Origin of the sequence: Paenacidovorax caeni, from assembly GCF_001298675.1 — a bacterium.
In the GTDB taxonomy this organism is placed as follows: Bacteria; Pseudomonadota; Gammaproteobacteria; order Burkholderiales; family Burkholderiaceae_C; genus Paenacidovorax; species Paenacidovorax caeni.
On the sequence record NZ_CYIG01000009.1, the window covers coordinates 58484 to 71024 of the forward strand.

The following is a 12541-nucleotide window of genomic DNA, read 5'->3' on the forward strand; positions in this document are numbered from 1 at the left end:
GCATGGCCAATGCCGTGCATCTGCTCAGGTTTTCATAGCATGCAGACCCGGGCTTGCCCGTAGAATGGTCTGCACATGCCCCTCGTTTCCTTCATCCTCCTGCCCTTCCTGGGCAGCCTGCTGGCTGCCCTTTTGCCGGCCAATGCGCGCAACACCGAGTCGACGCTGGCAGGCCTGATTGCGCTGACCTGCGCCGTGCAGGTGGCTTTACTGTTCCCCGAGGTCGCTGAGGGCGGCGTGCTGCGCCAGGACATCGCCTGGCTGCCCGCGCTCGGGCTGAACCTGGTGGTTCGCATGGACGGTTTTGCCTGGATGTTCTGCATGCTGGTGCTGGGCATTGGCTCGCTGGTCGTGCTTTACGCGCGCTACTACATGTCGCCGGCCGACCCCGTACCGCGCTTCTTTGCCTTTCTGCTGGCCTTCATGGGCGCCATGATGGGCGTAGTGCTCTCGGGCAACCTGATCCAGCTGGCCTTCTTCTGGGAGCTCACCAGCCTGTTCTCCTTCCTGCTTATCGGCTATTGGCACCACCGCAAGGATGCGCGCCGGGGTGCGCGCATGGCCCTCACCGTCACCGGTACGGGCGGCTTGGCCATGCTCGCAGGCCTGCTGGTGCTGGGGCACATCGTCGGCAGCTACGACCTGGACCACGTGCTGGCAGCGGCCGAACAGGTGCGCGCACACCCGCTGTACCTGACTGCGCTGGTGCTGGTGCTGCTCGGCGCGCTCACCAAGAGCGCGCAGTTCCCTTTCCACTTCTGGTTGCCGCGCGCCATGGCCGCGCCCACGCCCGTGTCGGCCTACCTGCACTCGGCCACCATGGTGAAGGCCGGCGTGTTTCTGTTGGCGCGTCTGTGGCCGGTGCTTGGCGGCACCGAGCCGTGGTTCTGGATCGTCGGCGGTGCCGGGTTGGTCACGCTTCTGCTCGGCGGCTATGCCGCGATGTTTCAGAACGACCTGAAGGGGCTGCTGGCCTATTCCACCATCTCGCACCTGGGCCTCATCACGCTGCTGCTCGGCTTGAACAGCCCGCTCGCCGCCGTGGCGGCGGTTTTTCACATCATGAACCACGCCACATTCAAAGCGTCGCTGTTCATGGCTGCCGGCATCGTGGACCATGAAAGCGGCACGCGCGACATTCGGCGTTTGTCGGGACTGCGGCAGATGATGCCCATTACCGCCACCCTGGCCATGGTCGCCAGCGCTGCCATGGCCGGCGTGCCGCTGCTCAACGGTTTCCTGTCGAAGGAAATGTTCTTCGCCGAAACCGTGTTCATGGACACCGCCTCCATCGCGCGCTGGGTGCTGCCTGTAGCGGCCACGGTGGCCGGTATGTTCAGCGTGGCCTACTCGCTGCGTTTCACCGTGGACGTGTTCTTCGGCCCGCCCGCCACCGACCTGCCGCACACGCCACACGAGCCCCCGCGCTGGATGCGCGTGCCCGTGGAGCTGCTGGTGCTCACCTGCCTGCTGGTGGGCGTCCTGCCGGCCACCACCGTCGGCGCCAGCCTGGCTGCTGCTGCCCGCCCCGTGGTGGGGGGCGACCTGCCCGCGTTCAGCCTGGCGGTGTGGCACGGCTTCAATGCCCCCATGGTGATGAGCCTGCTGGCGTTGGCCGGCGGCACACTGCTGTACCTGCTGCTGGGCCGGGCACAGCGGCAGGGCCGCCTGGTTGATGCGCCCGTCATGGGCCGTTTCGACGGGCAGCGCATCTTCGAAGGGCTGCTCGCGCTGCTGTCCGCCGCCGCACGCCACGGCCGCCAGGCCCTGAGCACCCGGCGCCTGCAGTGGCAGATGCTCTGGCTGGTAGGCGCCTCTTTGCTTGCCGGAGCCTTGCCCCTGTGGTTGCACGGCCTGCAGCTGGGCCACCGGGGGGCGCTGCCTCTCTCGCCCGCCTTTGTACTGCTGTGGATTGTGGGCGCTGTATCGGCCGTCGCGGCGGCATGGCAGGCCAAGTACCACCGCATGGCCGCGCTCACGCTGCTGGGCGGGGCGGGCCTGGCCACTTGCATCACCTTCCTGTGGTTCTCCGCACCGGATCTGGCGCTGACGCAGATTTCCGTAGAACTGGTGACCACAGTGCTGATTCTGCTGGGCCTGCGCTGGCTGCCCCAGCGCGACGAGCGCCTTCGCGTGCGGCCACGCGGCACGCGCAGGCGCCGCCTGCGCGATCTGCTGCTGTCGCTGCTGGCCGGCGGCGGCATGGCGTGGCTGGCTTTCGCGATGATGAGCCGCGACTTCCCGCAAAGCACCTCCACCTTCTTTCTGGAGCGCGCGCTGACCGAGGGCGGCGGCACCAACGTAGTCAACGTGATGCTGGTCGATTTCCGCGGCTTCGACACTTTCGGCGAAATCGTCGTGCTGGGCATTGTCGCCATCACCGTCTATGCGCTGCTGCGGCGCTTCCGCCCGGCGCGCGAAACCATGGATCTGCCACCGCAGCAGCGTGCGCTGCCGGCCGATCTGCAAACCGACCTGCTCAACCCGCGTAACGCCCAGGACACTGCGGTCGGCTACCTGATGGTGCCCGCCGTGCTGGTGCGCCTGCTGCTGCCCTTCGCCGCCGTGGTGTCGGCCTACATCTTCATACGCGGTCACAACGAGCCCGGCGGCGGCTTCGTTGCCGGACTGGTGCTGTCGGTGGCGCTGATCCTGCAGTACATCATCTCGGGCGTGGAATGGGTCGAAGCACACCTTCCCCTGGTGCCACGCCGCTGGATTGCCACCGGCCTGCTGTGCGCCCTGGCCACCGGCGCGGGTGCCGTGGCACTGGGCTACCCGTTCCTCACCACACACACCGCGCACCTGCATCTGCCCTGGCTGGGGGACGTGCACGTGGCCAGTGCGTTGTTCTTCGACATCGGCGTGTTCACGCTGGTGGTGGGCTCCACGCTGCTGATCCTCACGGCCATCGCCCACCAGTCGATCCGTGGCCACCGCTACCACGCACGCCTGCAGGAAGAAGCCCGGGCCGCGCAAGAAAATTCAAAGGAAAGTGACTCTAGCCCTTACCCAGCAAGCGCTGAAAGCTATCAAAAAGTGAAAACATCAGGAGGTGCCGTCTGATGGAGATCGTTCTCGCCCTGGCCATCGGCGTGCTCACTGGCTCCGGCGTGTGGCTGCTGCTGCGCCCGCGCACGTTCCAGATCATCATGGGCCTGTCGCTGCTGTCCTACGCAGTCAACCTGTTCATCTTCAGCATGGGCCGGCTTGGCCTGGCCGTCGGCAAGGTGCCGGTGCTGGTGGACGGCGTGCAACAGGATCTGCAGCACTACGCCGATCCACTGCCGCAGGCCCTGGTGCTCACCGCCATCGTCATCGGCTTCGCCATGACGGCGCTGTTCCTCGTGGTGCTGCTCGCCTCGCGCGGCATGTCGGGCACCGACCACGTGGATGGCAGCCACTCGCGCGACCGGCAGGAGATGCCATGAGCCAGGTGCAGTGGATCGACACCATCGCGGGGCTGATGCCCCACCTCATGCTGGCGCCCATCGTGCTGCCGCTGCTCACGGCCGCCCTGATGCTGCTGCTGCGTGAAGAGCAGCAGCGCCTCAAGCTCGGGCTCAACCTGCTGTCCACGCTACTGGGGCTGGCCATTGCCGTGGCCCTGCTGGCCTGGAGCGCACGCGCCGGCTCTCCGGCTACGCTGGGCGTGTACCTGCCGGGCAATTGGCCGGCGCCCTTTGGCATCGTGCTGGCGCTGGACCGGCTTTCGGCGCTGATGCTGGTGCTGACCAGCTTCGTCGCACTGGCTTGCATCGTCTTCGCCTCCTCACGCTGGCACCGTGCGGGCGTGCACTACCACCCGCTGTTCCAGTTCCAGCTGATGGGGCTGGCAGGTGCCTTCCTCACGGCCGACTTGTTCAACCTGTTCGTGTTCTTCGAGATCATGCTGGCCGCCTCCTACGGGCTGCTGCTGCACGGTTCGGGGCGCGCGCGCGTGCAGGCGGGGCTGCACTACATCGCCATCAACCTGGCCGCGTCGTCGCTGTTCCTTATCGGCGTGTCCATGCTGTACGGTATCACCGGCACGCTCAACATGGCCGACCTGGCACGCGCCATTCCGCAGGTGACGGCGGGCGACCGCGGCCTGCTGCACGCTGCCGCCGGCATCCTGGCCACGGCCTTTCTCATCAAGGCGGCGGTGTGGCCGCTCAACCTCTGGCTGGTGCCAGCCTACAGTGCGGCCACACCGCCCGTGGGCGCGCTGTTTGCGCTGCTCACCAAGGTCGGCGTTTATACCCTGCTGCGTCTGTGGACGCTGATGTTTAGCAGCGAGGCTGGCGCCTCGGCACTGTTCGGCGGCCCGTGGCTGATCGGCGGCGGCATGCTGACGATGGCGTTCGGGGCCATTGGCATGCTGGGGTCGCAGCGCATTACGCACCTGGCGAGCTTCGCGGCGGTGCTGTCATCGGGCACGCTGCTGGCCGCCGTGGGCTTTGGCCAGACGGAGCTGACGGCGGCGCTGCTGTATTACCTGCCCAGCTCCACCATGGCAGTGAGTACGCTGTTCCTGCTGGCCGACCTGATCGAGCGCTGGCGCAACGACGGCACGCGCACCGATGCCGACGACGAAGACGCCCCCTTCCTCAACCCCGAGCTGCTGCCCACGCAGGGCATGAACCTGGACGACGACGAGGAGGTACTGATCGGCCGCGTAATTCCCGCCGCAGCCGCCTTCCTCGGGCTGTCGTTCATGGTGTGCACACTGGTCATCACGGGGTTGCCACCGCTGTCGGGCTTCGTCGGCAAGTTCGCCATGCTCACCGCGCTGCTGAACCCACTGGGGCTGGGCACGTCGTCGGGCATGCGCCTGGGCGTGTCGGGCTGGTCCTTGCTGGCGCTGATGATCGGCACCGGCCTGCTGGCGCTGATCGCCCTGACGCGCACCGGCATGCGCCACTTCTGGGCCGCCCACGACCGCGCCACGCCGCAGTTGCGCGTGCTCGAGGGTCTGCCGATCGCGGCCCTGCTGGCCGCCTGCGTGGCTTTGACGGTGCAAGCGGCGGCCGTGATGAACTTCACCCAGGCCACGGCGAATGCGCTGCACGCCCCGGGGACCTATGTGCGCGCCGTTATGGAAGCGGCCCCCATTGCCGCCCCGCTCGTCCGGGAGGCACCGTGAAAAATCCCATGAAACGCCTGCTGCCCGCACCGCTGCTGTCGGCGGCACTGTTCCTCTTGTGGCTGCTGCTGAACCGCTCGGCCAGCCCTGGCAACCTGGTGATGGCGCTGGTGCTGGCATGGCTGGTCCCCCTGCTCACGCGCGGACTGCGCCCCCTGCCCGTGCGCATCCGGCGCCCGGGCGTGGTGCTGCGCCTGGGCCTGCGGGTCATGGTTGACACGCTGCACTCCAACGCTGCGGTGCTGCGCTTCATCTTGTTCCCACGGTTGCGGCGGCACCCTGCTGCCTTCGTGCATATCCCGTTGCAACTGCGCGACCCCAATGCGCTGGCAGTGCTGGCCATGATCGTGTGCATCACCCCCGGCACGGTATGGGCCGAACTCGCGCGCGACCGTTCCGTGCTGCTGCTGCACGTGCTGGAGGTAGACGACCCACAGGCCGTGATCGACCATGTGCAGAACCACTACGAACGCCCCCTGATGGAGATTTTTGAATGACGCAGCCCGTGCTCTCCTGGGCACTGCCCTTGGCGCTGGCCATGCTTGCGCTGGCCATGGTATTCACGCTGGTGCGCTTGCTGCGTGGTCCTTCGGCACAGGACCGCGTGCTGGCGCTGGACTGTATGTACCTCAACGGCATGCTGCTGATGCTGGTGCTGGGCATGCTGTATGCCAGCAACCACTACTTTGAAGCCGCGCTGCTGGTGGCATTGTTCGGGTTTGTCGGCTCCACGGCCATGGCCAAATTCCTGCTGCGCGGCGAGGTGATCGAATGACACCCGAAGCCATGCCGCTCTGGGCCGAAATCACCATCGCTGCCCTGGTGCTGGTAGGCGCGGGCATCGCCCTGGTGGGCTCGCTGGGCCTGCTGCGGCTACCCACTTACTTTGAGCGCGTGCACGCCCCGGCCATCATCGCCACGCTAGGCATGTGGTGCATCATGCACGCCAGCATCGTGTACTTCTCGCTCCTCGGGCACCGCCTGGCCCTGCATCCGCTGCTAATCGCACTGTTCGTCGCCGTGACGGTGCCGATCACCAATATCTTCCTGATGCGTGCCGCCCTGTTCCGCGCACGCCGGGCCGGGCAGGCCGTGCCACCAAGCGTCAGCCGCCACTCGGGCATGCCTGACTCCTGATTCGATAGCTGCTAGCGCTTGTTGCATAAGGGCTAGCCTCGAAAAAGACTACTAAAACACCCGCGCCTCGCGGATGATCGCACGCCATGCTTAACATCCTGTCCATCTGCCTAGGGGCCTGTGTCGGCGCGCTGGCCCGCTGGGGCCTGGGCCTGTGGCTGAGTACCCCGACCAGCCTGCTGCCCTGGGGCACGCTGGCCGCAAACCTGGTCGGCGGCTATCTCATCGGTGCATGCGTGGCAGTATTCCAGGCCATGCCCCACCTTGACCCCGCCTGGCGCCTGGCCCTCGTGACAGGTTTCCTGGGGGCACTGACTACGTTCTCCAGCTTTTCCGCCGAAGTGGTGGGCCTGCTGCAGCAACAGCGCCTGGGGCTGGCGCTGGGGGTGGCCGCACTTCACTTGGGCGGCTCGCTGCTACTGACCTGGCTGGGCCTGCACAGTGCCGCGCTGCTGCTGCGCAGCCTCTAGCCCCCCAAAACGAAAGGCTCTGTCACCTGAACGTGTTGGCGCCCTCTGACAGAAGGGCTTCGGCGTATTCGCCCGAAACCCGCGCCAGCGCTTGGTTCGCGGCGCATCATAAGAATTTCATTAACACGAATAGGTGACAGAGCCAAACGAAAACGCCCTCCAGACCGGAGGGCGCCAATGCCGCGAAGATTTCAGCGCAGCGATGCCGTACGGCTTGCCGCGGGGGCGTGCCCCAAAGACTCGACCCAGTGGCGCACGCGCTCGGCGTCGCCCAGCCGACTGAACTTGCCCGCCGAGTCGAGGAAGACCATGATGATCTTGCGCCCAGACACCTGGGCCTGCATGACCAGGCAGCGGCCCGCCTCGGAGATATAGCCGGTCTTTTGCAGGCCAATGTCCCATGCCGGGCTGCTCACCAAGCGGTTGGTGTTGTTGAACTGCAGGGTGCGGCGGCCCACCGCCACTTCGTAGCTGGGGGAGGTCGACAGCTCGCGCAGCAACGGATCGCCATGGGCCACGCTCACCAACGTCGCCAAGTCACGTGCGCTGGACTGGTTGTTGCTCGACAGGCCCGTCGGCTCGACGTAGCGCGTATCCGTCATGCCCAGCTGACGCGCCTTGGCATTCATGCGGGCGACGAAGGCCCCCAGCCCGCCGGGGTAGGTACGCCCAAGGGCATGCGCCGCGCGGTTCTCACTCGACATCAGCGCCAGGTGCAACATCTCGCCCCGCGTCAGCGTGGTGCCCACGCTCAGGCGCGAGCGACTGCCCTTTTCTGTATCGACGTCGTCCTGGGTGATGGTCAGCAGCTCGTCCATGGGCAGATGCGCCTCGGAAATCAAGAGCCCCGTCATGAGCTTGGTCAGCGAAGCGATCGGCAGAACCGCCTTGTCATTCTTGCTGAGCAGCACTTCATGCGTATCCTGGTCAACCACCAGGGCGACGCTGGACTTGAGCGAAAGCGGGTCGCTGACCTGGTGCAGTCCGGCCAACTGGCCAAACGACTGCCGCTCCGGCGCCACATACGCCGCACGCACAGGGGCTTTGGCGCTGCGGGCCACCTTGCGCGGCGCGGTCGCTTTGCGGGCTGCCGTACGCTTGGCGGGGGCGGAGCTGACCTGCTGCTTCTTGGCAGGCTTCTTGGGCGCGGCATGGGCCATGGGGACGGCCAGCGCCAAGCTCAAAGCAGCCAGGCTACACCATTGGGAGAAACGTTCGAGAGCGGAGCGGTGGGTCTTGTGCATCCGGTTACCCCAAGCAACAAAAAGTCAGTGGCAGTGTAGCCAATTAAAAAAAGTCGCGCAATATCAATGTATTGCGCGACTTTTCAAGAAAGTGGGTGAGATTATAAGACGCTCACCCGGGGCTTGCTGCAAGTCAACCTTGTGCCGCCACCCGTTCGGCCGTGCTGTGCAGCTTGTTCAGGGCACTCAGGTAGGCTTTGGCCGAGGCCACGACGATATCGGGGTCGGCGCCAACGCCATTGACCACGCGGCCGGCACTTTGCAGGCGCACCGTCACTTCGCCCTGGCTCTCGGTAGAGCCGCTGATGGCGTTGACCGAATACAGCACCATCTCGGCACCGCTTTGAACATGGGCCTCAATGGCCTTGAGCGAGGCATCCACCGGACCATTGCCTTCGGACGTGCCCTGCACCTCCTTGCCCGCCACCGTGAACACGATGCGCGCCTGAGGACGCTCACCCGTCTCGCTGTGCTGAGAGAGGGAGACGAAACCGTACCGTTCCTTCTCGCTGCTCACGCTCTCGTCGCTGACCAGGGCCAGGATGTCCTCGTCGAAAATCTCGCTCTTGCGATCGGCCAGCTCCTTGAACTTGGCAAATGCGGCATTGATCTCGCCCTCGCTTTCCAGCGCCACACCCAGCTCTTGCAGGCGCTGCTTGAAGGCGTTACGGCCCGAGAGCTTGCCCAGCACGATCTTGTTGGCCGTCCAGCCCACGTCTTCGGCACGCATGATCTCGTAGGTGTCGCGCGCCTTGAGCACGCCGTCCTGGTGGATACCGGAAGCATGGGCAAAGGCGTTGGCCCCCACCACAGCCTTGTTCGGCTGCACGACGAAGCCTGTAGTCTGGCTCACCATGCGGCTGGCAGCCACGATGTGCTGGGTGTCGATACCCACGTCCAGGCCAAAGTAGTCGCGGCGCGTCTTGACGGCCATCACCACCTCTTCCAGCGAGCAGTTGCCGGCACGCTCGCCCAGGCCGTTGATGGTGCACTCGATCTGACGCGCACCGCCGATCTTCACGCCAGCGAGGGAGTTGGCCACCGCCATGCCCAAGTCATTGTGGCAATGCACGGACCAGATGGCCTTGTCACTGTTGGGAATGCGCTCGCGCAGGCTCTTGATGAAGTTGCCGTACAGCTCAGGAATGGCGTAGCCCACCGTGTCGGGCACGTTGATGGTGGTGGCGCCCTCGCGGATCACTGCTTCGAGCACGCGGCACAGGAAGTCCGGGTCGCTGCGGTAGCCATCCTCGGGGCTGAACTCGATGTCGCCGACCAGATTGCGGGCAAAACGCACCGCCTGCGTCGCCTGCTCCAGCACCTGCTCGGGCGTCATGCGCAGCTTCTTCTCCATGTGCAGCGGACTGGTGGCGATGAAGGTGTGAATGCGTGCGCTGTTGGCGCCCTTGAGCGCTTCAGCGGCGCGTGCGATGTCGCGGTCGTTGGCACGCGACAGCGAACAGACGGTCGAGTCCTTGATCACATTCGCAATGCTTTGCACCGCCTCGAAATCGCCGTTGGAACTCGCTGCGAAGCCTGCCTCGATCACATCGACCTTGAGACGCTCCAACTGGCGTGCGATGCGCAGCTTCTCGTCCTTGGTCATCGAAGCGCCGGGCGACTGCTCGCCATCGCGCAAGGTGGTGTCGAAAATGATCAGCTTATCTGCCATGGTGTACTCCTGAGTGGATGGGGGTGGGACCCGCAACTGGAAAAGTTTGGCGTGCAAAACAAAAGGCCCGTTGCGGGTGCATACGGGCCTTGAGTGAAAAGCGTGCGCGCGCGCTCTACCGTCTCCGCCCGGGGGGAGTTAGCAGTAGGGCAAGGGCCAACGTTTTCATGCCGTGCAATGTAGCACATCTCGGGCTTCCTACTTGTGCAGGCCCCGCTCGTCTGGCTCGTCCGTGGACGTGCTGATGACGCTGGTGTGCTGCCCCTTGGCCTTGCGCCAGGCGTACACCACGTAGCCGGAAAGACCGTACAGCACGAACACGCCGAAAAGCACCGTGGGCGGATGGATATTGACGATGGCGATGCCCAGCGCAATCAGCACGATGGCCGCAAAGGGCACGCTGCGCTTCATGTGCAGATCCTTGAAGCTGTAGAACGGCACGTTGGTCACCATGGTCAACCCTGCATACAGCGTGAAGCCGAAGGTCAGCCAGGTAACCTGCGTCCAGCTCAAGGCCACCGATCCCTGGCCTGGGCGCACGCCAGCTTCGGTAAGCAGCCAGATGAACCCCATGACCAACGCCGCGGCCGCAGGCGACGGCAGCCCCTGGAAGTAGCGCTTGTCGACCACGCCGGTATTGACGTTGAAGCGCGCCAGGCGCAGCGCGGCACAAGCGCAGTAGACAAACGCGGCGATCCAGCCCCAGCGCCCCAGCCCCTGCAGCGCCCACATGTAGGCGATGAGCGCGGGTGCGGCGCCGAAAGACACCATGTCGGACAGCGAATCCATCTGCTCGCCGAACGCGCTCTGGGTGTTGGTCATGCGCGCCACGCGCCCATCCAGGCTGTCGAGCACCATGGCGCAGAAAACGCCAACGGCTGCCATGTCGAAGCGGCCGTTCATCGCCATGACGATGGCATAGAAGCCGCCGAACAGCGCCGCCAGCGTAAACAGGTTGGGCAGGATGTAAATGCCCTTGCGGCGCTTGCGCACCACGACGCCCTGTTCTTCGGCAGATTCATTGCCGTCATGCATCAAATTGGCCTCCAGCCCTTGCCAAACAAACGCAAGGAGCTACATTTTTGATAGTAAACACCGCACACACCGCGCGGCAAAGGGGGCAGTGTAGCGACTCGGCTGCGTCCTACAGCGCACCCCCAACGCAAAAAGGCCACCGAAGTGGCCTTGGAAGTACGGTGCGCCGTACTCAGTTGCGGCTCTGGTCCACCAGCTTGTTCTTGGCGATCCAGGGCATCATGGCGCGCAGCTTGTCGCCCACCACTTCGATCGGATGCTCGGCGTTCAGGCGGCGGCGAGCGGTCATGCTCGGGTAGTTGGTCTTGCCTTCCAGGATGAACATCTTGGCGTATTCGCCGGTCTGGATGCGCTTCAAGGCAGCGCGCATGGCTTCGCGCGACTTCTCGTTGATGACCTCGGTGCCGGTCACGTACTCACCATACTCCGCGTTGTTGGAGATGGAGTAGTTCATGTTGGCGATGCCGCCTTCGTACATCAGGTCCACGATCAGCTTGAGCTCGTGCAGGCACTCGAAGTAGGCCATTTCGGGTGCGTAGCCGGCTTCGGTCAGGGTCTCGAAGCCCATCTTCACCAGCTCCACAGCGCCACCGCACAGCACGGCCTGCTCGCCGAACAGATCGGTCTCGGTTTCTTCCTTGAAGTTGGTCTCGATGATGCCGCCCTTGCCGCCGCCGTTGGCCATGGCATAGGACAGGGCCACGTCACGGGCCTTACCGGACTTGTCTTGGTACACGGCGATCAGGGTCGGCACGCCGCCGCCCTTGAGGTACTCGGAGCGCACGGTGTGGCCAGGGCCCTTGGGGGCGACCATGATCACGTCCAGGTCAGCGCGTGGCACGACCTGGTTGTAGTGCACGTTGAAGCCGTGGGCGAAGGCCAGGGTCGCGCCCTGCTTGATGTTGGGCTCGACGTTGTTCTTGTACACCTCGGGGATGTTCTCGTCGGGCAGCAGGATCATGACCACGTCAGCCGCCTTAACGGCATCGTTGACTTCCATCACCGTGAGGCCAGCCTTGGCAACCTTGTCCCAGGACGCGCCGCCCTTGCGCAGGCCGACGACGACCTTGACGCCGCTCTCGTTCAGGTTCTGGGCGTGGGCGTGGCCCTGGCTGCCGTAGCCGATGATGGCCACGGTCTTGCCCTTGATGAGGGACAGGTCACAGTCTTTGTCGTAGAAAACTTTCATGGTCGCTCCGTTGGAAATTCTGTTCAGGGGAAAAAAGGAAGATTGTCTTACACGCGCAGGATGCGCTCGCCACGGCCGATGCCGCACGAACCCGTGCGCACGGTCTCAAGGATCGCCGTGCGGTCGATGGCCTGCAGGAAGGCGTCGTTCTTCGACTGGTCTCCGGTCAGCTCGATGGTGTAGCTTTTCTCGGTCACGTCGATGATGCGGCCGCGGAAGATATCGGCCATGCGCTTCATCTCCTCGCGCTCCTTGCCCACGGCACGCACCTTCACCATCATGAGCTCGCGCTCGGTATAGGCGCCTTCGGTGAGGTCCACGACCTTCACAACCTCGATGAGGCGGTTCAGGTGCTTGGTGATCTGCTCGATCACATCGTCGGAGCCCGTCGTCTGGATCGTCATGCGCGACAGCGACGGATCCTCGGTGGGCGCCACGGTGAGCGACTCAATGTTGTAGCCACGGGCTGAAAACAGGCCCACGACGCGGGAGAGCGCGCCTGCCTCGTTCTCGAGCAGGACGGCAATGATGTGTTTCATGGTGCGATTCCTCTTTTCGCTGCCCTCCCCTGGCGCCGGTAAACGCCAAGCTCGGCAGACAATAGATTCGTCAAATACTACTAAAAAGATAGCTGCCAGCGCTTATATGGAAAGCGCTGGAGGCCAATTC

At 64.7% G+C, this 12541-nt stretch carries 12 protein-coding genes; 7 read left to right on the forward strand and 5 right to left on the reverse strand.

The features are described 5' to 3' along the window. Positions 1-75: 75 nt before the first annotated feature. The 7 genes from BN2503_RS06140 to crcB all read left to right on the forward strand — a co-directional run bounded on the left by BN2503_RS06140 (position 76) and on the right by crcB (position 6732). A complete protein-coding gene (locus BN2503_RS06140; RefSeq protein ID WP_054255767.1) occupies positions 76-3066 on the forward strand; it encodes a monovalent cation/H+ antiporter subunit A in 2991 nt (996 codons plus the stop codon). Then, positions 3066-3431 carry a Na+/H+ antiporter subunit C gene (locus tag BN2503_RS06145; protein ID WP_054255768.1) on the forward strand — a complete coding sequence of 122 codons (366 nt, stop codon included), beginning with the start codon at positions 3066-3068 and terminating at the stop codon, positions 3429-3431. Before BN2503_RS06140 ends, BN2503_RS06145 begins: the two co-directional genes overlap by 1 nt. After that, positions 3428-5125, forward strand: coding sequence for a monovalent cation/H+ antiporter subunit D (locus BN2503_RS06150; protein ID WP_054255769.1), 1698 nt, complete (start codon positions 3428-3430; stop codon positions 5123-5125). The genes BN2503_RS06145 and BN2503_RS06150 overlap by 4 nt, the downstream gene beginning before the upstream one ends. An 8-nt stretch (positions 5126-5133) precedes the next feature. Next, positions 5134-5622 (forward strand): Na+/H+ antiporter subunit E, encoded by a 489-nt coding sequence (locus BN2503_RS06155; protein ID WP_054255809.1) that lies wholly within the window; start codon positions 5134-5136, stop codon positions 5620-5622. After that, positions 5619-5900 (forward strand): K+/H+ antiporter subunit F, encoded by a 282-nt coding sequence (locus tag BN2503_RS06160; RefSeq protein ID WP_054255770.1) that lies wholly within the window; start codon positions 5619-5621, stop codon positions 5898-5900. Before BN2503_RS06155 ends, BN2503_RS06160 begins: the two co-directional genes overlap by 4 nt. Next, positions 5897-6262: a monovalent cation/H(+) antiporter subunit G gene (mnhG, locus tag BN2503_RS06165; protein ID WP_054255771.1), complete on the forward strand. Its 366-nt coding sequence runs from the start codon at positions 5897-5899 to the stop codon at positions 6260-6262. The genes BN2503_RS06160 and mnhG overlap by 4 nt, the downstream gene beginning before the upstream one ends. Positions 6263-6348: 86 nt before the next feature. Continuing rightward, positions 6349-6732: a fluoride efflux transporter CrcB gene (crcB, locus tag BN2503_RS06170; protein WP_054255772.1), complete on the forward strand. Its 384-nt coding sequence runs from the start codon at positions 6349-6351 to the stop codon at positions 6730-6732. Positions 6733-6923: 191 nt separating this feature from the next. Here crcB and pbpG read toward each other — a convergent pair whose 3' ends face one another. The 5 genes from pbpG to ilvN all read right to left on the reverse strand — a co-directional run bounded on the left by pbpG (position 6924) and on the right by ilvN (position 12411). Beyond that, positions 6924-7976 carry a D-alanyl-D-alanine endopeptidase gene (pbpG, locus tag BN2503_RS06175; RefSeq protein WP_054255773.1) on the reverse strand — a complete coding sequence of 351 codons (1053 nt, stop codon included), beginning with the start codon at positions 7974-7976 and terminating at the stop codon, positions 6924-6926. Between the two features lie 133 nt (positions 7977-8109). Next, positions 8110-9648 carry a 2-isopropylmalate synthase gene (locus BN2503_RS06180; RefSeq protein WP_054255774.1) on the reverse strand — a complete coding sequence of 513 codons (1539 nt, stop codon included), beginning with the start codon at positions 9646-9648 and terminating at the stop codon, positions 8110-8112. Between the two features lie 198 nt (positions 9649-9846). Continuing rightward, the gene (gene pssA, locus BN2503_RS06185) at positions 9847-10683 is read right to left on the reverse strand and encodes a CDP-diacylglycerol--serine O-phosphatidyltransferase (protein ID WP_054255775.1); all 837 of its coding nucleotides are present in this window, start codon (positions 10681-10683) and stop codon (positions 9847-9849) included. A gap of 172 nt (positions 10684-10855) precedes the next feature. Further along, entirely contained in the window at positions 10856-11872 is a 1017-nt protein-coding gene (ilvC, locus tag BN2503_RS06190; protein WP_054255776.1) for a ketol-acid reductoisomerase, read from the reverse strand. Between the two features lie 47 nt (positions 11873-11919). Continuing rightward, positions 11920-12411, reverse strand: coding sequence for an acetolactate synthase small subunit (gene ilvN / locus BN2503_RS06195; RefSeq protein ID WP_054255777.1), 492 nt, complete (start codon positions 12409-12411; stop codon positions 11920-11922). Positions 12412-12541 lie beyond the last annotated feature (130 nt).

Bases quoted from the DNA above. Each gene is read 5' to 3' on its own strand.
- BN2503_RS06150 (WP_054255769.1), top strand. From the start codon at position 3,428: ATGAGCCAGGTGCAGTGGATCGACACCATCGCGGGGCTGATGCCCCAC.
- BN2503_RS06180 (WP_054255774.1), bottom strand. From the start codon at position 9,648: ATGGCAGATAAGCTGATCATTTTCGACACCACCTTGCGCGATGGCGAG.
- mnhG (WP_054255771.1), top strand. From the start codon at position 5,897: ATGACACCCGAAGCCATGCCGCTCTGGGCCGAAATCACCATCGCTGCC.
- pssA (WP_054255775.1), bottom strand. From the start codon at position 10,683: ATGCATGACGGCAATGAATCTGCCGAAGAACAGGGCGTCGTGGTGCGC.
- BN2503_RS06160 (WP_054255770.1), top strand. From the start codon at position 5,619: ATGACGCAGCCCGTGCTCTCCTGGGCACTGCCCTTGGCGCTGGCCATG.
- ilvN (WP_054255777.1), bottom strand. From the start codon at position 12,411: ATGAAACACATCATTGCCGTCCTGCTCGAGAACGAGGCAGGCGCGCTC.
- ilvC (WP_054255776.1), bottom strand. From the start codon at position 11,872: ATGAAAGTTTTCTACGACAAAGACTGTGACCTGTCCCTCATCAAGGGC.
- BN2503_RS06140 (WP_054255767.1), top strand. From the start codon at position 76: ATGCCCCTCGTTTCCTTCATCCTCCTGCCCTTCCTGGGCAGCCTGCTG.
- BN2503_RS06155 (WP_054255809.1), top strand. From the start codon at position 5,134: ATGAAACGCCTGCTGCCCGCACCGCTGCTGTCGGCGGCACTGTTCCTC.
- BN2503_RS06145 (WP_054255768.1), top strand. From the start codon at position 3,066: ATGGAGATCGTTCTCGCCCTGGCCATCGGCGTGCTCACTGGCTCCGGC.
- pbpG (WP_054255773.1), bottom strand. From the start codon at position 7,976: ATGCACAAGACCCACCGCTCCGCTCTCGAACGTTTCTCCCAATGGTGT.
- crcB (WP_054255772.1), top strand. From the start codon at position 6,349: ATGCTTAACATCCTGTCCATCTGCCTAGGGGCCTGTGTCGGCGCGCTG.